Annotated in this window: 22 protein-coding genes; 4 read left to right on the forward strand and 18 right to left on the reverse strand. The window is 35.3% G+C overall.

The features are described 5' to 3' along the window. Positions 1 to 14: 14 nt before the first annotated feature. The 5 genes from AR685_RS15315 to AR685_RS15335 all read right to left on the reverse strand — a co-directional run bounded on the left by AR685_RS15315 (position 15) and on the right by AR685_RS15335 (position 5,221). Entirely contained in the window at positions 15 to 527 is a 513-nt protein-coding gene (locus AR685_RS15315; RefSeq protein ID WP_059125085.1) for a GNAT family N-acetyltransferase, read from the reverse strand. 90 nt (positions 528 to 617) lie between these two features. Beyond that, the gene (locus tag AR685_RS15320; RefSeq protein WP_034678114.1) at positions 618 to 839 is read right to left on the reverse strand and encodes a PspC family transcriptional regulator; all 222 of its coding nucleotides are present in this window, start codon (positions 837 to 839) and stop codon (positions 618 to 620) included. After that, on the reverse strand, positions 832 to 2,106 hold the full coding sequence (locus AR685_RS15325; protein WP_059125086.1) for a DUF2851 family protein: 1,275 nt from the start codon (positions 2,104 to 2,106) through the stop codon (positions 832 to 834). The genes AR685_RS15320 and AR685_RS15325 overlap by 8 nt, the downstream gene beginning before the upstream one ends. Positions 2,107 to 2,282: 176 nt before the next feature. Further along, the gene (gene bshA, locus AR685_RS15330) at positions 2,283 to 3,431 is read right to left on the reverse strand and encodes an N-acetyl-alpha-D-glucosaminyl L-malate synthase BshA (protein WP_047446993.1); all 1,149 of its coding nucleotides are present in this window, start codon (positions 3,429 to 3,431) and stop codon (positions 2,283 to 2,285) included. 56 nt (positions 3,432 to 3,487) lie between these two features. Next, the gene (locus tag AR685_RS15335; RefSeq protein WP_047446991.1) at positions 3,488 to 5,221 is read right to left on the reverse strand and encodes a glycoside hydrolase family 3 protein; all 1,734 of its coding nucleotides are present in this window, start codon (positions 5,219 to 5,221) and stop codon (positions 3,488 to 3,490) included. Positions 5,222 to 5,344: 123 nt separating this feature from the next. Here AR685_RS15335 and AR685_RS15340 point away from each other — a divergent pair, with 123 nt between their 5' ends. After that, the gene (locus tag AR685_RS15340; RefSeq protein WP_052188055.1) at positions 5,345 to 5,887 is read left to right on the forward strand and encodes a hypothetical protein; all 543 of its coding nucleotides are present in this window, start codon (positions 5,345 to 5,347) and stop codon (positions 5,885 to 5,887) included. 81 nt (positions 5,888 to 5,968) lie between these two features. On the opposite strand, the gene ribA is transcribed toward AR685_RS15340, so the two are convergent. The 8 genes from ribA to AR685_RS15380 all read right to left on the reverse strand — a co-directional run bounded on the left by ribA (position 5,969) and on the right by AR685_RS15380 (position 12,879). Beyond that, positions 5,969 to 6,562: a GTP cyclohydrolase II gene (gene ribA, locus AR685_RS15345; protein ID WP_047446989.1), complete on the reverse strand. Its 594-nt coding sequence runs from the start codon at positions 6,560 to 6,562 to the stop codon at positions 5,969 to 5,971. Between the two features lie 11 nt (positions 6,563 to 6,573). Beyond that, positions 6,574 to 7,032 (reverse strand): hypothetical protein, encoded by a 459-nt coding sequence (locus AR685_RS15350; RefSeq protein ID WP_047446987.1) that lies wholly within the window; start codon positions 7,030 to 7,032, stop codon positions 6,574 to 6,576. Beyond that, the gene (locus AR685_RS15355; RefSeq protein ID WP_059125087.1) at positions 7,029 to 7,640 is read right to left on the reverse strand and encodes a DUF4254 domain-containing protein; all 612 of its coding nucleotides are present in this window, start codon (positions 7,638 to 7,640) and stop codon (positions 7,029 to 7,031) included. Before AR685_RS15355 ends, AR685_RS15350 begins: the two co-directional genes overlap by 4 nt. 13 nt (positions 7,641 to 7,653) lie before the next feature. After that, positions 7,654 to 7,866 (reverse strand): twin-arginine translocase TatA/TatE family subunit, encoded by a 213-nt coding sequence (locus tag AR685_RS15360; RefSeq protein ID WP_047446983.1) that lies wholly within the window; start codon positions 7,864 to 7,866, stop codon positions 7,654 to 7,656. 29 nt (positions 7,867 to 7,895) lie between these two features. Beyond that, a complete protein-coding gene (locus AR685_RS15365) occupies positions 7,896 to 9,449 on the reverse strand; it encodes a M23 family metallopeptidase (RefSeq protein WP_059125088.1) in 1,554 nt (517 codons plus the stop codon). Next, the gene (locus tag AR685_RS15370; RefSeq protein ID WP_059125089.1) at positions 9,446 to 10,291 is read right to left on the reverse strand and encodes a DUF4292 domain-containing protein; all 846 of its coding nucleotides are present in this window, start codon (positions 10,289 to 10,291) and stop codon (positions 9,446 to 9,448) included. The genes AR685_RS15365 and AR685_RS15370 overlap by 4 nt, the downstream gene beginning before the upstream one ends. A gap of 89 nt (positions 10,292 to 10,380) precedes the next feature. After that, positions 10,381 to 11,400 carry a sugar phosphate nucleotidyltransferase gene (locus AR685_RS15375; RefSeq protein ID WP_047446977.1) on the reverse strand — a complete coding sequence of 340 codons (1,020 nt, stop codon included), beginning with the start codon at positions 11,398 to 11,400 and terminating at the stop codon, positions 10,381 to 10,383. Between the two features lie 24 nt (positions 11,401 to 11,424). After that, the gene (locus AR685_RS15380; RefSeq protein WP_059125090.1) at positions 11,425 to 12,879 is read right to left on the reverse strand and encodes a lipopolysaccharide biosynthesis protein; all 1,455 of its coding nucleotides are present in this window, start codon (positions 12,877 to 12,879) and stop codon (positions 11,425 to 11,427) included. Positions 12,880 to 13,001: 122 nt separating this feature from the next. On the opposite strand from AR685_RS15380, the gene AR685_RS15385 reads away from it, so the two are divergent. Continuing rightward, positions 13,002 to 14,339 (forward strand): dihydroorotase, encoded by a 1,338-nt coding sequence (locus tag AR685_RS15385; RefSeq protein WP_059125091.1) that lies wholly within the window; start codon positions 13,002 to 13,004, stop codon positions 14,337 to 14,339. 68 nt (positions 14,340 to 14,407) lie between these two features. On the opposite strand, the gene AR685_RS15390 is transcribed toward AR685_RS15385, so the two are convergent. Then, the gene (locus tag AR685_RS15390; RefSeq protein WP_047446971.1) at positions 14,408 to 15,010 is read right to left on the reverse strand and encodes an FMN-dependent NADH-azoreductase; all 603 of its coding nucleotides are present in this window, start codon (positions 15,008 to 15,010) and stop codon (positions 14,408 to 14,410) included. A gap of 106 nt (positions 15,011 to 15,116) precedes the next feature. Here AR685_RS15390 and AR685_RS15395 point away from each other — a divergent pair, with 106 nt between their 5' ends. Further along, complete coding sequence (locus AR685_RS15395; RefSeq protein ID WP_059125092.1) at positions 15,117 to 15,494, forward strand: winged helix-turn-helix transcriptional regulator; 378 nt, start codon at positions 15,117 to 15,119, stop codon at positions 15,492 to 15,494. Here AR685_RS15395 and AR685_RS15400 read toward each other — a convergent pair. Further along, positions 15,491 to 16,387, reverse strand: a complete 897-nt coding sequence (locus AR685_RS15400) for a helix-turn-helix domain-containing protein (protein ID WP_059125093.1) — start codon at positions 16,385 to 16,387, stop codon at positions 15,491 to 15,493. The genes AR685_RS15395 and AR685_RS15400 overlap by 4 nt on opposite strands. Before the next feature lie 65 nt (positions 16,388 to 16,452). Between AR685_RS15400 and AR685_RS15405 the strand changes: the two genes are divergently transcribed. After that, positions 16,453 to 16,650: a hypothetical protein gene (locus AR685_RS15405; protein WP_047446965.1), complete on the forward strand. Its 198-nt coding sequence runs from the start codon at positions 16,453 to 16,455 to the stop codon at positions 16,648 to 16,650. A 3-nt stretch (positions 16,651 to 16,653) separates the two neighbouring features. On the opposite strand, the gene AR685_RS15410 is transcribed toward AR685_RS15405, so the two are convergent. The 3 genes from AR685_RS15410 to AR685_RS15420 all read right to left on the reverse strand — a co-directional run bounded on the left by AR685_RS15410 (position 16,654) and on the right by AR685_RS15420 (position 20,973). Continuing rightward, positions 16,654 to 17,661, reverse strand: a complete 1,008-nt coding sequence (locus tag AR685_RS15410; RefSeq protein WP_059125094.1) for an aldo/keto reductase — start codon at positions 17,659 to 17,661, stop codon at positions 16,654 to 16,656. 173 nt (positions 17,662 to 17,834) lie between these two features. Continuing rightward, entirely contained in the window at positions 17,835 to 20,132 is a 2,298-nt protein-coding gene (locus AR685_RS15415) for a GH92 family glycosyl hydrolase (protein WP_082671953.1), read from the reverse strand. 151 nt (positions 20,133 to 20,283) lie between these two features. Further along, entirely contained in the window at positions 20,284 to 20,973 is a 690-nt protein-coding gene (locus tag AR685_RS15420; RefSeq protein ID WP_059125095.1) for a response regulator transcription factor, read from the reverse strand. Between the last annotated feature and the right edge of the window lie 19 nt (positions 20,974 to 20,992).

Here is a 20,992-nt window from a genome sequence, read left to right on the forward strand (position 1 = left end):
CTCGCTACAAGTTGCTAATGATAAACTACATCGTAAATTTCATCTTTTACTTCATCAAGATTTTCAGGATGATAATTAGATAAAAGCCACAGGGGAAGTCGCTTTTTACCGTCACCATAACTAGGCTGAATGTACAACTCATCAATCAGATGAAAGCCATTTCTTTGGTAAAACGAAAAACGTCGTTTAGAGTCTTCGTTCAAGTGTTCTGGTTCAATCTCCAGAATAATTCTCGGATGATTTTTAAACAAATAATCTGTAATGTGCGAACCTAATTTTTGATTTCTAAACTTAGCGAAAACTTCAAAATGCTCCACAAAAACATGATTTTTCAGTTCCCAAAGTACGAGATAACCAATGTTTTCAGATTCATTCAAAACTGAAATCACTTTCACTTGCGGATATTCAAATAGACGCACGAACTTATACCAGTCTCGTCTTTCATCCTCAGGAAAACTGGAGGCATAAGAGTCATAAATCTGCTGAACACGGTAGTCGTCAGGTGACGTTATCTGTAAAAATTCCATGAGTAGTTGTCTGATTTGATTGTTAACCTTTGATTTTAGATTGCTTAGCTTAAAGCTAACAGCAAAAAGCCGATTGCCAGCTGCTAAGTGTTATAAATCAAAAACACTGGGTCTTCTGGTGATGAAAATATCTTTGATCCAAAGCGTAAAAGCCAGCCCAAGGTATATTAAAAAGAAAAACCCTGCAGTCGCAAAAGTAGAGTAGATGAAGAAAACCCGCAACTTAGACACAGGGATTCCCAATTTTGCACCCATTCTTGTAAGTACACCAAACCATTCTCTTTCCATTTTATGGCGCAGATTATCAAACATGATTATTTTCTTTTAAAATTTTAAATCCTATACTGCAATTTAAGCAATTTTTTGGAGTGCAGTAATTTTTGTAATGATAAATTAGACTTTGGGTATGCAATGCACTTTTAATCTTTAAACCTAAATTTTTCCATCCGTCAACAATAGAGTTTTTCTCAGCAGAGAGTTCTTTGTAAAATGCCAGAATTTCATCTGTGATTTCTTCATGATGGTATTTGTGATAGGTATATTTTAAAGGTAAAATACTGTTGAGAATAAGTAATTCAATGAAGTCTTTCGTTAAAACTTTGGGTTGATTAATAGGTGAAATCTTTCCAAAATTGAAATGATTATCCCAATAATCTGAAGCTTTAACATTTATAAAGATTTGCATCAGTGCCTCGGCATTTTCAGCATTAATGATTTTTGAAAATAGATTTTGGTGCTGATGATAAAGGTCAGCCAATTGCGACAAACGAAGCGTGGGGAAATTAGGAGGCCGTAATCTTAAAAATTTCGGACGAATAAACAAGTCAGAAATATCAAATTTAGCTTTCAAAAAATCAAATTCTCTTTTCCAGATTTTCATTTGTTCGTCTTCGGGTTTTTCAAGCCAGCCTGAAATTCCGAAGAGCAAAGCTTCTAATTGGGTTTTGTTCTGACGGATTTTATTGAAGATGGTAAAATCAATACTTTCGGCAATTTGTTTAAATAAATATGCATTCACTTTCAAACCGAAAGCGTAGGCGAGGCTGTGAAATAAAACGGCTTCGTAATTATTTTTATGAATCTCTAGGTCTTTTTCAATTTCTGAAGATTTCTCTTCAAGCTTTTTCAATAAACTTTCTTCATGAAAATGAACCGGAATTTTATTGGGATTAAAAATATCTTCACATGCAATAAACTGACTTTCTTTCAACAGCTTTTCATACTTCGCAAAGATATTTTCATCAATATGATTTCTCAATTCCAAGGTTGGAATGTTTTTCGTGTTGAGTTCGTCGATGTCTGCATCATTCTGAAAAACGACATGCAGAATAATATTGTCGTAGTTGGGATCTTTAGAATGCTGGTGGAAAATCCAGTCAGAAGATCTTACATGAAGTTCAATATTTCCAGCTAAAATGACGCTGTTGATCTTGATTTTCGCCATCAGAAAATCCGGCCCGGAATCTTTGTTCCATTTCCCGAAATCTAATATCTCAATAGGATTTCCATTAAGATCGTGAAAATTGAAATGGGTAAATACCTTGAAGTTCCAAAGATATTGTAATAATTTTTCGTTCATCGGTGGTGTTTTGTGTTACCACTAATTTAAGAAAAATTTGAATTTGAAATTTTGCTTACAAAGAAATGCGTCAAGATATTTTGATTCCAGAAACTTTGGTGAGGATTTTAATAAAGTTTAAGCTAAAAAAAAATCAGAGCAAACACCCTGATTTTTAGTTAAATTCTAATGAAGTATTATGCCTTCGCCGGCTCCTTCCTAAAATTCTCAATCGTCTTTTTGTACATATCTTCGTAGATGGGAAGAATATTTTTCAGGTCAAATCTAATTGCCTGTTCTTTAGCATTGATTTTCATTTGAGTTAATAATTCTTCGTTGCTTAAAAGCTTAATTGTGTAATTGCTCATTGCCTCTACGTTACCGATTTCTGCTAAAAACCCTGTTTCACCCTGAATGTTTACTTCGGGAATTCCACCTGCATTTGAACTGATAACTGGCGTATTGGCGGCCATCGCTTCCAATGCTGCCAAACCGAAGCTTTCCTGCTCAGAAGGGAGTAAAAATACGTCTGAGAGTCGTAAAATTCTGTATAAATCATTCACTTTACCCAACAGACGTATTTTCGAAATCAATTCAGGATTTTCTTCTAAGAAAGAATTTACCTTTTCCATGTCAGGGCCTTCACCGATGATGATCAATTTAGATTTTACCTTTTTCTCGACACTTTTAAAAATCTGCAACACTTCCTCTACACGCTTTACCGGTCTTAAATTGGAAACATGAATTAGAATTTTCTCATCAGCACTGGCAAATTGAGTTCTTTGGCATTCGTTGAGGTCTTCAAATTCAGTATTGTCGATGAAATTGGTAATGACCTGAATTTCTTTTTTGATATGAAAAAACTGTAGCGTATCTTTTTTAAGACTTTCAGAAACAGAAGTGATGGCATCTGATTGATTGATAGAGAATTCTACCGCATGCTTGTAACTTGGATGTTGCCCTACCAAAGTAATGTCGGTACCATGAAGTGTTGTTACCAAAGGAATGTCATTATTGTCTTCTTTCAGCATTTGCTTTGCCGTAAATGCAGCGTAAGCGTAAGGAATTGCATAATGAGCATGAAGTAAGTCTAGTTTATAAAGATTGACGACACGGTAGATCATAGAGCTCAACGCAATATCATAAGGTTGATACTGGAAAAGCGGATAAGTCTGAACATTTACTTTATGAAAGAAAATATTTGGATTGGTGATATCCAATCTTGCGGGAAGCGCCGAACTGATGAAGTGTACTTCATAGCCTTTATTGGCGAGAGACATCCCGAGTTCTGTTGCCACAATTCCGCTTCCGCCGTATGTTGGGTAGCAAAGTATGCCTATTTTCATTTGTTTATTTTTTTTGATTTGTCAGATGCAACTCTGTAAGGGCATCCACTGATTTATTAATATTGTGATGTGGTGAATTCTGATGATTTTGAAAACTGTGGTGATTCCAAAGTAATTCCCATTCCGGGTTTCAGCTGGTCATTCACCAAAACCGGAAGTCTTCCGGATATTTTTGTTTTTCCGTTGATAGCATTTGCTGTTGCTGTCATCGAGTCGTCATTGTTTTCGTAAGATACCAGCACGGTAGAAACTTTCGATAAATCTATGTCTTTTAAAGCATATGCACTTCCGAAAATATTTAAAATTACGTTTTGATTTTTAGCTAAATCTGACAAAACCTTTTTTGATTCAGCCGATATTTTATATGGTTTGTATGCTGTAGAATTATCTTTATGAAGACCAACAATAACCGTAGAGTTTGCAGGAATCGTATTAATCTCCGATGCTTTTTTTATGACAACTGTTGAGTTTAAATTCAGCTGGTCTGCAAAAGTCTGGTAAGGTGCTTCTTCCAACGGAATGTAATAACAAGTGTTTTTACAGTTCAGGGGAAGTAGTTTTTTTTCGTCTTTTATTAAGGTTAAAGCATTGGCATAAAGATGCTGAACCAACGTTTTGTGAGAATCATTATTGATATCGTTATTTACATTTTCAGGATTCTTTGGGGTGTATTGGTTTAACCCCAAATAATATTTAGTCAGTAAAATTTTCTTTACACTTTCTTCTACTCTTGATTGTGAAATTTCACCATTTTCAATTGCTTTTTGAATCAGTTTTTTACCTTCGGAAACACCTTGAGAGAAAAGCATGATGTCGTTGCCAGCTTTGAACGCCAGTGCATCAAGTTCTCCGGCTTTATATTTATTAGCAACAGCCCCCATGTTTAAAGCATCTGTAATGATTAAACCTTTATATCCAAATTGTTCTTTTAGTAAACCTGTAATGATGTTTTTTGATATTGAAGCGGGAATTCCTTTTCCTGACTCTAAACTTGGAACATAGAGATGTGCCACCATTACGCCGCCAATTCCTTTATTCATCAAAGCTTTGAAGGGTGCCAATTCGATGGAATTTAATCTATCTAAAGTATGTGACACTACCGGAAGATCAAGGTGAGAATCGGTATTGGTATCACCATGTCCAGGGAAATGTTTAATTGCTGCCAAAATATTATTATCCTGTAGACCATTGGAGTACGAGAGGGCAGATTGGGTCACATTAAAAACCTCCGAACCGAAGCTTCGGTTTCCGATGATGGGATTACTTGGGTTGGTGTTAACATCAACAACCGGAGCGAAATCCCAGTTAATGCCCATTCTTTTGCAATCTTCAGCGATTTTTGCCGCCATCTGATAAATTAAATTCTTATCCTGAATAGCTCCCAAAGTCATCGCCCATGGGAATTTATGTGCGGTTGCGATTCTTTGGTATAACCCCCATTCAGCATCCATCCCAATCATTAGTGGAATTTTAGATTTCTGCTGAAACTCATTCACTAAGTTGATTTCTCTTGCTGCGTCATCCTGCATCAAAATTAGGCCACCAATTTTATCATTGGTGACAATATTTCTTACCTGATTGATATGATTTTCGTCTTTGTTGGTGTATAATGCAACGATGAAGAGCTGTCCTAATTTTTCGTCTTGAGAAAGCGAGTTATAAGTTTTGTCTACCCACTGTTGAGCTTTTTTCTGATCTTGCTGAGAAATGTTTTTCGGCAGATATTGTGCAGAAAATTTTGAGTTTATAAAAAGTATAATGAAGAGTAATTGAAATGCTACTTTGTTCATAATTTTTGAATAAGAACAAAAATACAATTAAAAAAAACAGCATAAACAAAGTTTTTTAGTTTTTTGGTTTTTTGGTATATGTTTTGATTCGGCTTAGTTACTAATAATATTAAATTTAATAAAATGAGAAAATTTCTTCCAATTGTAACTTTAGCCTTTGCAAGTTTATTTATATATAGCTGTGATAATAATGATGAAGTTGTGCAAACAGAACAAATTGTGTTAACAGTGAGAGATGTTACTGGGAATTTTACTTCTGGTAATAGTTTTCAAATTGAACAAGGGTTAGCTCTTCAGCCAAAAGATGCCGTTTTAGTATATAGAAACATCAATTCAAACACGAGTGCAGGCGCAGTTTGGCAGTTAATCCCTAAGACTTATTATCTAAATGATGTTCAGAATTTACCAGTAGGTAGAGAACTAGATTACAATTTTGATTTTACCACTGATGACGTACAAATTAGAACAGAAGCTAATTTCAATCAGTCTACACAGATTACTAGTGCAGAGGTAGGTCAGTATTTAACAAACCAAACTTTTAGAATTGTACTGCTACCGGCAGAAGCAGGGAAAAATGCAAATACTGTTGATAAAAACGATTATAATGCAGTAATTAAATATTACAATATTGATGACTCAAACGTTATTAATACGAAGGTCAACTAAGAATATCTTTTCAGTTTTTTATAATTAAAAAGCTCTGGAATTATTTCCGGAGCTTTGCTTTTTTATCTAAATAAAATTGATTTAATCTTGCTCATCCAAAAGATGTCCGAAATAATCTTTTTTTGTCTGCAAATACCCTCTGCTAGAATCATTTGCAGGAATCTGCAGCGGAATTCTTGAGTTCAGATTAATTGTACTTTCTTCCACAAATTTTACCTTCTCAGGATTGTTGGTCAAAAGATTAATGTTTTTTATCTCCAAAATAGTTAAGATGTCAATCGCCACAGAAAAATTTCTGTCATCAGCAGGTAGTCCCAACTTTAAATTAGCTTCAACAGTGTCGAAACCTTTTTCCTGGAGTGAATAAGCCTTAAGTTTATTGATGATTCCTATATTTCTCCCTTCCTGTCGCAGATAAATAATGATACCGCCGTGTTCGTGCATGTATTTCATAGCGGCATCTAATTGCTGCCCGCATTCACATTTTTGCGAGTGAAAAACTTCTCCTGTTATACATTCGGAATGAAAACGAACATTTACCGGCTTTGAGAAATCTGTATTTTCAGCAATAATTGCCATATGAGGCATCCAATCAGTAGATTCTTCAGAAAAAGCGATCATTCGGAAGTTCCCGTGTTCTGTGGGAACATTTGCTTCCGCCTGAATTTTAATCATTTAGTTGTTGGTTATTTTTTACTGTTTATTGAGTCTTCAATAAATGTAACATTGGTTTTCAGTCTTACTAAATATCTGTTAAGAACCTCGTTATCATCTTTTTTAAGATGTTTTCTGAGCTTCTGAATTTTTTTGTAAGATTTTTCTAGATTTTTAAGTGTCTTGTTTTTTCCGGAAATATTATCTGAATCGATGGCATACAAATAATTTTGTAACGTATATTTCAAGATATTGACTTCTTCGTTTACCTCGGGATTTTTAAATTTAGGAAAACTAGAAATCAGATTTGTGATTTCCGCAGCATTTACATTTTCATTAATATTGATAGAAATGCTATTGGCTCTGGTTTCGGTCTCAGTCTTTTTAGCTTCACTGTAAAAACTAGTGGACAGAGGAGAAACATTCGGTTTTTCTGTAGCGCAGGACGTAATAGCCAATATTAGTAATCCGAAAAAATATAGTCGTTTCATTTTTGCTCCTTTTGATAAAGGATTGGGTTAAGACTTTCATCATTGTACATTTTCATCTGTTTGTACACTTTCATCTTAACGTCACCGTTTTCAATATCAGAAAGCAGCTGACTAATCGAAGTAGATAAATCTTTTTTCTGATCTAGAAGTACGTCTAACTTTTTCTGACAATTTAAACGATGTTCTTCAGAAGCCGATTCTCTATTGGCTTCCAATGACATGTGGTAAACTTTGAGCGCTAGTATAGATAATCTGTCGACTGCCCAAGCAGGTGTCTCAGTATTTATTTTAGCATCAGCTTTTGGAGTAATATTTTTATACTTTTCTAAAAACCAACTGTCTATATATTCAACCAAATCTGTTCTCTGCTGGTTTGAAGCATCAATTCTTCTTTTCAGCTTGAGAGCTTCCACGGGATCTATATTTTCATCTCTGATGATGTCTTCAAAATGCCATTGAACGGTATCAATCCAATTTTTAGCATACAAAATTCGTTCCAAACTGTCTGCAGGGAACTTGTTATTAATTGGGTTGTCTACATTATCTAAAACATGGTAGTCTTCAATTGATGTATTGAAGACTTTCCATGCAGTTTCGGTAAAACTCATACTATTCTTAGAATTAGTTGCTGGTATTATTTGTTGTTGAAGATTGGTTATCGGTTTTTGGAGCCGGTTTGTCTTCTTCCTTTACAGCATCTTTAAATTCTTTGATTCCAGATCCCATACCTCTCATTAGTTCGGGGATTTTTTTGCCTCCGAAAAGAAGTAATAGGATGATCGCTACGATCAATATGTGTTGCCAAGATAATGACAGTATTGTAAGTGTGTACATTTCTAAAAATTTTTACAAAGTTAATATTTTTAATTTGAAACCCAACCCATTGGATCAACCGGGGTGTCACCTCTCCAAATCTGGAAATCTAAGGTAAAGGTACCGTCAAAATCCTGAGCAACAGTACCAACGGTGGTTCCAGCAGAAACCTGCTGACCTTTAGAAACTGTGTTGCTGCTTAAATTTGAATAAATGGAGAAATAATCTCCATGCTTTATCAAAACTGTTTTCGTACCATCTGCAGCAGGCATTACCTGAGAAACCACTCCCGGGAACACCGCCTTAGCATTGGTTCCTTTTGCTACGGAAATTTTTATTCCATTGTTTTCCTCTACAATATTCTTAAATACAGGATGCGGCTGTCTACCAAAACGATGCGTAATCGTACCGTATGCTGGCATTGCCAATCTTCCTTTATTTGCTGCAAAACTGTTTCCGGCTGATGTGGAAACGCCGTAATTGGTCATTGCTTTTGTTTCTGCCGCTTTTTTATCGTCAGATGTCTTCTTTTCTAATGCTGCTTCGGCTGCTTTTGCTGCTGCTAATTTAGCGGTTGCTTCTCTCGATTTTAAAGCCGCTTCGTCTGATGCTTTTTTAGCGGCTACTTTTCGTGCTTCATCCTTGGCATTGGCTTCGCTTTTAGCTGCATCTTCATTTCTCTTTCTTTCATCTTCTGCTCTCTTTGCTGCAAAATCTGCCGCTTTTTTAGCTTCGGCTTCAGCTATTTTTCTTTCTCTTTCTAATGCTTCCGCCCTTGCTTTATTTTCTGCATCAATCCGTGCTTTTTCTCTGTCGGCAGCTATTTTTGCTAAACGGATTTTCTCTGCTTCTGCTTTCTTTCTTGATTCTTCTTCCGCCTTTGCTCTACGGATTTCTTCTGCGATGATTGATCTTATCTGTCCTTCTAGTGCTTTAGATTGGGTCTGCTTTTGTCTAAGTTCTCCCGCTAGTTTCGACTCGTTCTTCTTAAACTCATTAACTAATTGCTCTTTTTGAGCTCTTTCTGCATTGATGGTGGTAAGATCTTTCTGCTGGTTAACCAATAAGTTTTCTTTTTCTGCAGCAGATCTCCTTTTTTTATCAACAGATTTTTTTAATTCTACTGCAGCGTTGGTGATTTCTGCAGCTTTTTTATCCTGATAGTCGGAGTACTGTTTTAAATATTGTACTCTTCTCAACGCCTCGCCAAAACCTTTTGACGAAAGAATAAATGTCACTTTATTCTGTACCCCTTTATTTTTGTAAGCATTAACTAAAACCTGAGCGTAGTTTTTTCTTAAAACTGCTAACTCACGATTCTGTCTATTGATTTCCAATTGACGAAGGTAAATTTCGTCTTCAATAAATCTTTTTTCTTTCTGCGTGTTGTTGTAAACCTTTTCTCTTAAGGCTAATTTTTGATTTACGCTTGTAAGATATGATATTGAGAGTTTAGACTCATTTCTTGTTTTTGCTAAATCAGAATTTATTTTTGCAATTTGTTTTTTAAGCTCGGCATTTTGTTGCTGCAACTGCTCTTTCTTTTGCCCAAAGTGTAAAGAGAACAGCAAAATTCCTATTAAAAAGCTAAATTTTTTAATCATTTAATCTCAATTTTCTTATAATTGGCTGGAACTGAATAAGGTGTTTCCATTTTAGTGAAGCCAAATTTCGTGTTTTCCAGTAAAATCTGACTGCTTTTTGACCCTTTTATAATTATTTTAACACTTTGTGGTAGTCTGAGATTATTTTCAAAGCTTCCCCACTGATCATATACGATTTCTACTGCATCATCGGATTTCACATCTTGCAATTTTACGTAAATTAAATTGTAATCATTAGAATACCTCATATTGAGTTTGTATTCGCGCTCTACGCCGTTGGTTACAATTTTCTGGTTAGTAATCGATGACAACTCATAGCCCTCTTCGTTTTTAGTAATGCTAGAATTTCTATTGCTCACCAAAAGGAATGTTCTTCCTAACAGAAGTTTTTCTAAAGTTTTGTAATCAATGAAATTGATATTCAGGAGATTGTTTAAATATTCAAAATCCGAATCTATAAAATTTTTGTTGTATTTGTCAACTGCTTTTATTCCTTCAGGCGTTATAATTGCTCTTGCCGCGTTAAAAAAAAGAAAGTTAATATTAGACCAGATTTTTTTATCATTCTCAATGTAAATCGTGGCATCCAGCGGGCTAACTCTAATATTGTCTGCAGTAATTTTACTGTTGATTTTAATTTGCTTAAACTCAGGATGTATGTAAATATTTTCATAAAAAGTCAATCTGTCTGAAATATTTTTTCCGGCATCAATCGGGTCTTTAGAATCAGAATTTTCTATTTTAATGCTATCATTTTCAGAAGCGTTTTGCATCGCATTTTTCTTGGTTTTGCACGAAAGTACAACCATTGTAACGAGCAATAACGAGATCCACTTTTTCATAAATTCTTTTATTTAAATACTTTACAATATTAACGCCAAACCACACAAAAGATTTTGTGTGGTTTGAGGTCAGATTATTTTTAATTGAATTAATCTTTATTGAGGAAATCCAAAACAGAGTAGTCTCCAAGAGAAATTTCTCTTGCAACACCAAAGTATTGAGCAGAATTTCCGATCATTGAATTAGACAGATTTCCATGGTTGATCTTTGTGTTTTCCTGGATCAATGAGTTTTCAATATTTGAATTGATAATCACTGTGTTGTTTCCTACGGAGACTCCAGGGCCAATTTTAGAATTCAGGATTTTTACATTTTCGCCAATAAAACATGGTGGAATGATGAGTGAATTTTCTACGATTGCTGTTGAGGCAAAATGTGACATTTCTTCAGTTTCGTAGGCAAGAATCTTATAGTTAGTTTCTACTGTTGCATTTTTGTTTCCACAATCCATCCAGTCATTTACCTGTCCTGAACTGAATTTTGCACCTTTGGCTTTTAAGTTTTCAAGCGCTAATGTCAATTGATATTCTCCGCCATTTTTGATGTCATTTGATATGATATAATTAATCTCATCCATCAATTTCTCCGCACTGTTGAAATAGTAGATACCTATAATTGCTAAATCTGAGACGAAAGTTTGCGGTTTTTCGATAAAATCCGTGATAAATCCGTCATTGTCTAATTTTACAACACCGAAAGCAGAAGGGTCTTCAACGCTCTTTACCCAGATAACACCGTCGGATTCTTTATCTAAGATGAAATCTGCCCGGAAAAGTGTATCAGCAAAAGCAACCACTACATTTCCCTGCATTGATTCTTCTGCGCATTTTATCGCATGAGCAGTTCCAAGCGGTTCTACCTGATGATAGATACTTCCTTTTGCGCCTAATCTTTCAGCGATACGAAGTAGAGATTTTTCAACTTCATCACCAAAATCTCCAATAATAAATGCTACTTCTTCTATTTCTTCTCCGGCAACTTTTGCTATGTCTTCTACCAATCTTTGTACGATAGGTTTTCCGGCAATAGGAATCAAAGGTTTTGGAACGGTTAAAGTATGTGGACGTAGTCTGGAACCTCTTCCAGCCATTGGAACAATAATTTTCATATGTATTTATAGAGTTTAATTAAATTATGATTTTCTGAGAATTTTATTAATCATCGTTCTTTCATTGTAAACAAGAAATGCGATGAACAAGATAAACATTCCGTTTCCTATTAAATAATTGTGTCTGAAACAGTAAAACGAAATCATTGATATAGCAATCGACAATACTAAATAGACTGCGATCTTTTTTGTGTTATAATGAATAGGATATTGTATTTTCCCCCAAATATAGGAGATTACCATCATACTTGTGTACGTAATTAATGCAGCAAAAGCACTTGCCCAATATCCATACTCAGGTATAAAGGTAAAGTTGATGAATATCGTAATAGCGGCCCCAATTAATGAGATATAGAGTCCGACTCTTGTCTGGTCAGATAATTTATACCAAATAGAAAGGTTCAGATAAATTCCTAAAAACAGAGCTCCAAGCATTACAAAGGGAATGATTTCTATTCCTTCAAAGTACAGTGGATTTTTTAAATATTTTTCTGAAATCCATTGAAGGTTGACCATTAACCCAATATAGATTAAGCAGTTGCAAATCACAAAAACATCCATCAGAACCGCATAGGTTTTATGATTGCTTTTGTCTTTAAAACTTGAGAAAAAATAAGGCTCAATTCCCAATTGGTATGCCTGGCGGAAAACCGTAATAAATGTTGCAATTTTATAAACAGCCCCATAAACACCAATCTGATGTTTTGCTTCCTCTTTTGGAAGTAAATATTTTAAAAACTGCCGGTCTAAAGTCTGGTTGATAATTCCTGCAAGTCCTGCAATCATTACAGGCCATGAGTAACTCATAATTCTTTTCCAAAGTTTAAAATCAAACTTTCGGAGGCTAAAATTGATAAATTCTTTTCCGACGATGGCTAAAGTGATGATACTCTGTACTAAATTAGCAATAAATACATAACCCACACCAATCTCAGGATCATATTTAACTCCTAAAATTCCATCTGGATAGTGAGGAAACCATTTAATAAAAAATACGACTAAGAAATAATAGACCAATGATCCAATAACTTTAGAAAGCATATAGGTGACAGGTTTTCCTTCCAGTCTTAAAACCGCCGACGGAATTGTTGCAAAAGCATCAAACGAAAGGATAAAAAGAAAAATAACAAGATAATTGACCTGATCGGGAGTCTCAAATGCATTGGCAAGATCCTGTCTGAACACATATCCTAAAATAAGATAAATAAAACCAATTCCCAAAATGCTCAGTGCAGAAGTAGAAATCAGAGTTTTTTTATCGATATCGCCTTCCTGTGCAAAACGGAAAAAAGAGGTTTCCATTCCGTGGGTCAGAAAAACGGTAATGACACCTGCAATTGAATACCAGTCAACAAAAGGTGATGATGCTGATGGTCCAAATGCTTTGGTGACAATGGGTGCAATCAGGAAAGGAAAAATCCTTACCAGAACCGAACTCAGCCCGTAAACCGCTGTTTGCCCAAATAATTTCTTGTACAAATTAATTTTTTTAAAATGCAAATGTAAATATTAGAATTCACAATTTTCAGACTTAAGCTTAAAAATCATTGCTGAAAATATTAAATTTGTGCAATACAAATCTATATTTCTAAAAAGTAAAAATGAAAATTCTTATAAAAAATGTAAAAATCGTCAACGAAGGACAGATTATTGAAAGCGATATTCTTATTCAAAATGATCTGATTTCTAAAATAGATTCCAATATTTTTGAAGATGCAGACCAGGTTATCGATGGTTCAGGAAAATATCTTTTGCCGGGAGTAATTGATGATCAGGTGCATTTCCGTGATCCGGGCCTTACTCATAAAGGTGATATCGAAACCGAATCAAAAGCTGCGATTGCTGGTGGAATTACAAGCTTCATCGATCAGCCCAATACTGTTCCAAATGCGGTTACCCAGGAACTGTTAGCTGATAAATATGAAATAGGTGCTCAAAAAGCTTATGCCAATTATGGTTTCATGATGGGGGGAACGAATGATAATTTAGAAGAAGTGTTGAAAACAAATCCGAGAAATGTTCCAGGAATTAAATTGTTTCTAGGCTCGTCTACTGGAAATATGTTGGTTGACAATCCGGAAACACTTGAAAATATTTTCAGCAATACAAAAATGTTGATCGCCGTTCATTGTGAAGATGAAGCAACCATTAAAGCCAATACTCAAAAATATATGGATGAATATGGTGAAGATATCCCTGTCAAATTCCATCATCTGATCAGAAGTGAGGAAGCTTGTTATAAATCTTCATCTAAAGCCGTTGAACTAGCGAAGAAAACAGGAGCTAGACTTCACGTTTTTCACCTGTCAACAGCAAAGGAAATGGAGCTTTTCAGCAACGATATTCCATTAAAAGATAAAAAAATAACGGCAGAAGTTTGTGTGCATCATTTGACTTTTACGAATGAAGATTACGATACGAAAGGCGGATTGATCAAATGGAATCCTGCTGTAAAAACGCAAAATGATAAAGATGGGCTTTGGGAAGCGCTTTTAGATGACAGAATTGATGTGATTGCAACAGATCATGCACCTCACACTTGGGAAGAGAAACAGAATGTCTACACAAAATGTCCGTCAGGAGCTCCTTTGGTTCAACATTCTTTGGTTGTGATGTTGGAAAATTACATCAATGGAAAAATTTCTTTGGAAAAAATCGTTGAAAAAATGGCTCACAATCCAGCAATTCTTTTCAGAGTTGAAAAAAGGGGTTTTGTGAGAGAAGGATATAAGGCCGATTTAGTTTTGGTTGATTTAAATGAAAACTGGACGGTAGAAAAAGAAAATATTCTTTACAAATGCGGTTGGAGTCCGCTGGAAGGAACAAGTTTCCATTCTAAAGTAACGCACACTTTTGTTAACGGAAACCTAGTTTATGATAACGGAAAAATCAATGAAGAAAAATTTGGGGAGCGATTGCTTTTTGAAGTTCAGGATTAATATATATTGATTAATAAAAGCCTTTCCTATTCGGAAAGGCTTTGTTATCTAACAATAACCTAAAAAAATTAGTCAATCACAATGCTTTTAATAGCGTTTTCCAAAGCATTTTCCTGAATTCCTGGAATGGATAAACCTTCTGCGTGAAAAACGCTCACATCCGTAACTCCATAAAAACTGAAAACTCCTTTGATGTAGGGTACATTGAAATCATACATCTGATAAGGACCTTTGGAATAAATATTCCCCGAAGAAAAAGCAATGTATAATTTCTTATTTTTCAGCAGACCTTCAGGGCCCTTTTCGCTGTACTGAAAAGTATAACCTGCACGAGAAGTATAATCGAAGTAAGCTCTAAGCGTTGCCGGAACTGAAAAGTTGTACATCGGAGATTCAATAATTATAATGTCAGCTTCCTGTAATTCTGCAATTAACCCTTCCGAATATTGATTGATGATTTCCTGTTCTGGAGAACGGCTTTCTGCCGGAGTGAAAAATGAATTGATATGTACGTCTTCCATTAGAGGAACGAGGTTTTTTGTCAAGTCACGTTCTTTTATATTGCTGTCAGGATATTTTTCCTGAATTTTTTCAAGAACAGAATTCCCTAATTTTCTGCTCGCAGATACTTCTATTCTGGGACTTGAGATGATGTGCAAAATTTGTTTCATATTTTAAATTTTAAATTCTTTGACAAAATTATGTACATTTGCTTATGAAAAGTTAGTAGTAAACAAAAGGTTAGTAGTAACTTTTAGGTTAGTTAATATTAGAATTATGGAAAAGTGTGTTGACTCTGAAGGTTCTTTTACCTCACAACGTTGTTCTCAAAGTCTTTCATCAGTGGAAGATGCACTCTACGTTATTGGTGGAAAATGGAAGCTGAAAATAATTATTGCCTTGCAGGAACATGGAAGTATTCGATTCAATGAGCTTCAGAGAATTGTTGCGGGAATATCAGCAAGGGTCTTATCAAACGAATTGAAAGATTTGGAATTAAATGGTTTTGTCAAAAGAATCGTTCACGCAGAGCAAACTCCAGTTGTTGTGGAATATATTTCAACAGATTACAGTAAAACTTTAAGAGATGTGATTATGGCGCTTTCCGATTGGGGAAGAACGCATAAAAATAATATTAAACAAGATCTGTTTTAATTAAAGGACTGCCGAAATTCCAACGGCGACATCTTAGTTTTCTTTTTAAATAACGTACTGAACGACTGAGAATGTTCAAATCCCAATTCGTAAGCAATTTCACTTACCGATAATTCCGTGGTAGAAAGTTTCTCTTTTGCTTTACTAATGAGCTTTTCGTGGATATGCTGCTGTGTATTTTGCCCGGTTTGTATTCTCAAAAGGTCACTTAGATAATTCGGCGAAAGGTTCATAGCTTCAGCAATTTGATGCACGGTCAAAAGGCCTTTTTCGGAAGATTCATTATTGAAATAATCATTCAAATACGTTTCAAATTTTATCAGCAGCTGATGGTTGTTATTCTTCCTCGTGATGAATTGTCTCTCATAAAACCGATTGGAATATTGCAGAAGCAATTCGATTTGTGACAGGATAATTTCCTGAGTGTGCTTGTCGATATGCTGGCATTCTTTATCAATTTTATTGAGGATTTCAATCAGATTATTTTCTTCGTCTTCAGACAGATGCAGGGCTTCATTTACTGCGTAAGAAAAAAATCCAAAACTCGAAATTTCGTTGGCCAGCGCATGCTTCAGCAAAAAATCTTCGTGAAAAATCAGCAGATAGCCACTGCTGTCACAATCCATCGTTGCCAAATCCAAATGTTGAACCTGATTAGGCGCGGTAAAGCTCAAAACACCTTTGTCGTAGTCATAGTGCTGCTGTCCGTATCTTATTTTTCCGGTTGCATTTCTCTTCAGAGCCACACAATAATATCTGCTCACAAAACCCTTCCATACATCACTTTCAAGAAAGATACTTTCAGAAAGATTGATGACGCTTACCAACGGATGTTTCGGTTCCGGAAGAGACAGTAATTTGTGAAAAGCCGAAATAGATTTGATCGTGTTCATAAGTTTTAATTCTGAATATTGAAGATAATGATATTTTTTGAGGAGTCTTTATCGGTCTTTAATTTATGAGCTTAATCGAAGGGCTTCCGATTGCTCAACTTCTTTCCAAAAAAGAGCTCCCGTTCAAGACCCGACGTAATTGTATTGCGTTTAAAGCAGCTTGTCATTCTGAACGAAATGAATGGAATGAAGAATCTCTAAAAATAAAGCTGAGATTCTTCGTTCGTCAGAATGACAGACTACAAATAATTTTATTCAGGTAAAAACTAATAATCCAAAAGTCCCATGCTGAATTCGTCGTAAGGTGCGCCAGTGTCTGTTCCCAAAGGTACAATACTTTCTAATTTTTGTAAATCAGATTCGGTTAAGACAATTTTACTCGCTTCGATGTTTTGTTCAACATAGGTTCTGCGTTTCGTGCCCGGAATCGGAACAATTCCTTTGCTGATGATCCAAGCCAAAGCCAATTGGGAAGAAGTGATTTCTTTCTCTTTTGCCAGATTTTCTATCGCTTCTACCAGTTCAATGTTTTTATGGAAAAACTGTTCCTGAAAACGCGGAATTCCTCTTCGGAAATCACTTTCCGGCAAGTCGTTTAAAGTTTTAATATTACCTGATAAAAATCCTCTTCCCAGTGGCGAATACGCAACAAAACCGATTCCCAATTCAGTCAAAGTTTGGATAACTCCTTTTTCTTCCACCGTTCTTTCAAACAGAGAAAATTCACTTTGAACTGCGGTGATGGGATGAACGTTGTGTGCTCTTTTAACGGTTTCAGAAGAAACTTCAGACAAGCCGATGTAACCTATTTTTCCTTCTCTTACCAATTCGCTCATCGCTTCAACAGTCTCTTCAATAGGCGTATTTTTGTCGAGACGGTGCATATAATAAAGGTCGATATAATCTGTTTTTAGATTTTTCAAAGAACGTTCAATCGATTTTTTGACGTAATCTTTTGTTCCATTGATTTTCCAGGTTACCTGCTCATTATCATCAATTTCCCAACCGAATTTGGTAGCAATAATATATTGGTCACGATTGCCTTTAATGGCTTTTGCAATAAGCTGTTCATTAGTGAAAGGTCCGTACAGATCGGCTGTGTCGAGGAAGTTTCCGCCCAATTCCAAAGAACGGTGAATGGTAGCAATCGCTTCTTTTTCGTCGGTTTTGCCATACATATCTGCGTCGCCAAAACCTGTCATTCCCATACATCCCAAACCGATATTCGGAATAATGAGACCTTGGCTTCCTAATTTTACTTGATTCGATTTCATATTGTTGATTTTAATAATACAAAAGTGAGGACAAATTAAGAAGTTGATGTATTCAAAATCACGATTGTCGTATGCAAATTACGGATTGCATTTTTTGGTGAGACTTTAATTAAAAAAAACACTGATCTTCTGCAATTATCTGAATCAGGGTGAGTTTTATACAGTCATATTGATTATTTCCTAGCCTTAGCACTCATATAAAAATTCAGTTTTCCACCCTTTACAATATCAGAATGTTTCAGAGTAAAGTTTTTTATTTCTTTTCCATTCAAAAGAATTTTATCAACATACACATTTTTCGAACTTTGATTAATGGCTTTTATTTCAAACGTTTTTCCGTTTTCTAAGTTTAAAACTGCATGGTCAATGGCTGGACTTCCAATTGCATAATCTTCCGAACCTGGAGCAACGGGATAAAAACCAAGCGTACTCAAAATATACCAAGCACTCATTTGTCCGGCATCATCGTTTCCGCCCAATCCATCGGGAGTTGCTTTGTATTGCATTTCTAAAATCCGTCTAATCTGCGCCTGTGTTTTCCAAGGTTGCCCAGCCCAGTTGTAAAAATAAGCAACATGATGAGCCGGCTCATTTCCGTGAACATATCCGCCGATAATTCCCTCTCTTGTAATGTCTTCTGTGTCGGCAAAAAACTCGTCAGGTAAATGCATCGTGAATAATTCATCCAATTTTAAAGCAAATTTTTTCTTTCCACCCATCAGTTTCAGTAACTCATCTGGATTTTGAGGGACGAAGAAACTGTAATTCCAAGAATTTCCTTCAATGAAGCCTTGTCCGTGAGTGCTTAACGCATTAAAATCTTTTTTAAAACTTCCATCTGCCAAACGAGGACGCATAAATCCTATGCTACTATCAAAATTATTTTTCCAGTTTTCAGAACGTTTGATAAATTGATTGTAAATTTGTGTTTCGCCCAAATGTTTTGCCAACTGAGCGATTGCCCAATCATCATAAGCATATTCCAACGTGTTCGAAACTGAAGTTCCGCTTTTTTCTGCAGGAATAAATCCTTTATCAACGTAAAAACCGATTCCCTCGTAATCTCTTTTGTTAGCTGTTTCTACACAGGCCATCAAAGCTGCTTTACTATCACCGTCATAATTTCCTTTTATGATTGCATCAGAAACCACACTTACGCTGTGATAACCGCTCATGCACCAGTTGTCATTTGCATAATGCGACCAGATCGGCAACATTTTCATAGAAAACTGATTGTAATGTGCCATCATCGATTTCACCATATCGTTATTTCGTTTCGGTTGAATGATATTGAAAAAAGGATGTAACGCACGGTAAGTATCCCAAATCGAGAATGTTGTATAATTGGTGAAGCCTTCCGCTTTGTGAATGTTTTGATCTAAACCTTTATATTCTCCGTTGACATCGGTATACGTTGTCGGACTAATAAAAGTGTGATACATTGCGGTGTAAAAATTCGTTTTTTCTGTTTCAGAACCTTTTACAACAATTTTATTTAATTCTTTATTCCAAATTTCCTGAGTTTGTGCTTTAACTTGGTCAAAGGATAAATTTTCGGTTTCGGTTTCTAGATTTTCTAAAGCATTGGCTTGACTTACCGGTGAGATAGCAAGCTTAACTTCAATTGCTTCGTTTTCACTGGTTTCAAAATCAAAATACATTTTTAGGTTTTTTCCTGCAATCTCGGGGAAGTTTTTAGTTTGGTCAAATTTTCTCCAGAATCCATTGTAAACCTGCTTCCCGTCATAACTTTTCTGACCATAAGATTTGAATGGTTTTGAGAATTTCATTGCAAAATAAACCGTTCTCGTTCTTGCCCAACCATTGGTTTGTCGATAACCTGTGATGGTATTTCCATTTTCTACACGAACGTAAGTCCAAATATTTTTCCCGTCATAATTGTAAATTCCAGCCATCAAATCTAAAATAATATGTGCCTGATCAGATTTTGGAAAAGTATATCGATGCACTCCGACTCTTGTTGTTGCTGTCAATTCCGCTAGAATATTGTGATCGTCCAGTTTTACCTGATAATATCCGGCTTCTGCTTTTTCGTTTTGATGGGAAAATCTGCTCCTGTAGCCACTTTCAGAATTTGTAGAAGTTCCAGGATTTAACTGTAACTTTCCAACAGTTGGCATTAACAAGAAATCTCCCAAATCAGAATGACCAGTTCCACTGAAGTGCGTTGAGCTGAAGCCAACAATCGTTTTATCTTCGTATCGGTAACCTGCGCAATATTTATAGACTTCGCCATTGTACTTTTCATTCAGTTCATAAGAAATAGTATCTGTTTCCGGGCTGAGCTGAATCGCTCCGAAAGGCGCAGTCGCTCCGGGATAGGTATGCCCCATTTTTTCGGTTCCGATTAACGGATTGACATACTGAACTAATTTTTCAAATTGTTGAGCTTTACCATTTAAACTAAATAAAAAAAGGAATAAAAAGGCTGAAATCGAAGGGTTCTTCATGAAGGATAGATTTTGAATGATAAAATTAATTAAAATGAAGTGATTAAATATTCCAAGGATAAACCAAGATGTTTGAAGAGTAATCCTTTTTAATTATGTTAAACAATGTCACTATGTTTTTATATGTAAAACAAAGATGAGGTAGATTTAGCTAAGAAATATTATTTTCTGAAAATCGAAAGCCAATTCCGTGAATATTTTCAATGAAGATGTTTTCTTCGTTCGCCAAAACTTTTCGCAGTCTTGAAATAAAAACATCAAGACTTCTCCCCATAAAATAATCATCATCTCCCCAGATTGCTTTCAGAATATCCTGTCTTTTTAAAACTGTATTCTTATGACGGATAAAATAAAAAAGCAGTTCAGATTCTCTCTGAGTAAGGGTGATCTTATTTTCTGAATCCTGTAAAGTATAATTTTGAGGATCGAAATGATATTTTCCAATAGTGTATTTTGGGGATGAAGGTTCTGTTTTTTTCGAACGTTTAAGGAAAACTTCGATTTTTAGAATCAGTTCTTCGATACTGAAAGGCTTTACCAAATAATCATCTGCTCCTATTTTTAAGCCCTTGATTCTGTCTTCTTTCAAAGCTTTGGCAGAAATAAAAATAATTGGAATTTCTAAATTTTTTTCGCGAATTTTTTCGGCAAGATCAAATCCGTTCATTTCGGGCATCATGATGTCTAAAAGACAAATGTCAAAATCTTTACAGTTGAAAGCTTCAAATGCTGATTTTCCGTCTCCGTAATGGTCGATTTCATAATACGCTTCCAGGCTGTCCTGAATAAGGAAAGCGATGGTTTTGTCATCTTCTGCGTATAAAATTTTAGATTTCTCCATTGCTTACACTTATTAAAAT

This window comes from Chryseobacterium sp. JAH (assembly GCF_001507335.1).
GTDB lineage: Bacteria > Bacteroidota > Bacteroidia > Flavobacteriales > Weeksellaceae > Chryseobacterium.

What these genes read in the sequence shown, in the direction of transcription:
- AR685_RS15315 (WP_059125085.1), bottom strand. Translation starts at nt 527, where the DNA reads ATGGAATTTTTACAGATAACGTCACCTGACGACTACCGTGTTCAGCAG.
- AR685_RS15320 (WP_034678114.1), bottom strand. Translation starts at nt 839, where the DNA reads ATGTTTGATAATCTGCGCCATAAAATGGAAAGAGAATGGTTTGGTGTA.
- AR685_RS15325 (WP_059125086.1), bottom strand. Translation starts at nt 2,106, where the DNA reads ATGAACGAAAAATTATTACAATATCTTTGGAACTTCAAGGTATTTACC.
- bshA (WP_047446993.1), bottom strand. Translation starts at nt 3,431, where the DNA reads ATGAAAATAGGCATACTTTGCTACCCAACATACGGCGGAAGCGGAATT.
- AR685_RS15335 (WP_047446991.1), bottom strand. Translation starts at nt 5,221, where the DNA reads ATGAACAAAGTAGCATTTCAATTACTCTTCATTATACTTTTTATAAAC.
- AR685_RS15340 (WP_052188055.1), top strand. Translation starts at nt 5,345, where the DNA reads ATGAGAAAATTTCTTCCAATTGTAACTTTAGCCTTTGCAAGTTTATTT.
- ribA (WP_047446989.1), bottom strand. Translation starts at nt 6,562, where the DNA reads ATGATTAAAATTCAGGCGGAAGCAAATGTTCCCACAGAACACGGGAAC.
- AR685_RS15350 (WP_047446987.1), bottom strand. Translation starts at nt 7,032, where the DNA reads ATGAAACGACTATATTTTTTCGGATTACTAATATTGGCTATTACGTCC.
- AR685_RS15355 (WP_059125087.1), bottom strand. Translation starts at nt 7,640, where the DNA reads ATGAGTTTTACCGAAACTGCATGGAAAGTCTTCAATACATCAATTGAA.
- AR685_RS15360 (WP_047446983.1), bottom strand. Translation starts at nt 7,866, where the DNA reads ATGTACACACTTACAATACTGTCATTATCTTGGCAACACATATTGATC.
- AR685_RS15365 (WP_059125088.1), bottom strand. Translation starts at nt 9,449, where the DNA reads ATGATTAAAAAATTTAGCTTTTTAATAGGAATTTTGCTGTTCTCTTTA.
- AR685_RS15370 (WP_059125089.1), bottom strand. Translation starts at nt 10,291, where the DNA reads ATGAAAAAGTGGATCTCGTTATTGCTCGTTACAATGGTTGTACTTTCG.
- AR685_RS15375 (WP_047446977.1), bottom strand. Translation starts at nt 11,400, where the DNA reads ATGAAAATTATTGTTCCAATGGCTGGAAGAGGTTCCAGACTACGTCCA.
- AR685_RS15385 (WP_059125091.1), top strand. Translation starts at nt 13,002, where the DNA reads ATGAAAATTCTTATAAAAAATGTAAAAATCGTCAACGAAGGACAGATT.
- AR685_RS15390 (WP_047446971.1), bottom strand. Translation starts at nt 15,010, where the DNA reads ATGAAACAAATTTTGCACATCATCTCAAGTCCCAGAATAGAAGTATCT.
- AR685_RS15395 (WP_059125092.1), top strand. Translation starts at nt 15,117, where the DNA reads ATGGAAAAGTGTGTTGACTCTGAAGGTTCTTTTACCTCACAACGTTGT.
- AR685_RS15400 (WP_059125093.1), bottom strand. Translation starts at nt 16,387, where the DNA reads ATGAACACGATCAAATCTATTTCGGCTTTTCACAAATTACTGTCTCTT.
- AR685_RS15405 (WP_047446965.1), top strand. Translation starts at nt 16,453, where the DNA reads ATGAGCTTAATCGAAGGGCTTCCGATTGCTCAACTTCTTTCCAAAAAA.
- AR685_RS15410 (WP_059125094.1), bottom strand. Translation starts at nt 17,661, where the DNA reads ATGAAATCGAATCAAGTAAAATTAGGAAGCCAAGGTCTCATTATTCCG.
- AR685_RS15415 (WP_082671953.1), bottom strand. Translation starts at nt 20,132, where the DNA reads ATGAAGAACCCTTCGATTTCAGCCTTTTTATTCCTTTTTTTATTTAGT.
- AR685_RS15420 (WP_059125095.1), bottom strand. Translation starts at nt 20,973, where the DNA reads ATGGAGAAATCTAAAATTTTATACGCAGAAGATGACAAAACCATCGCT.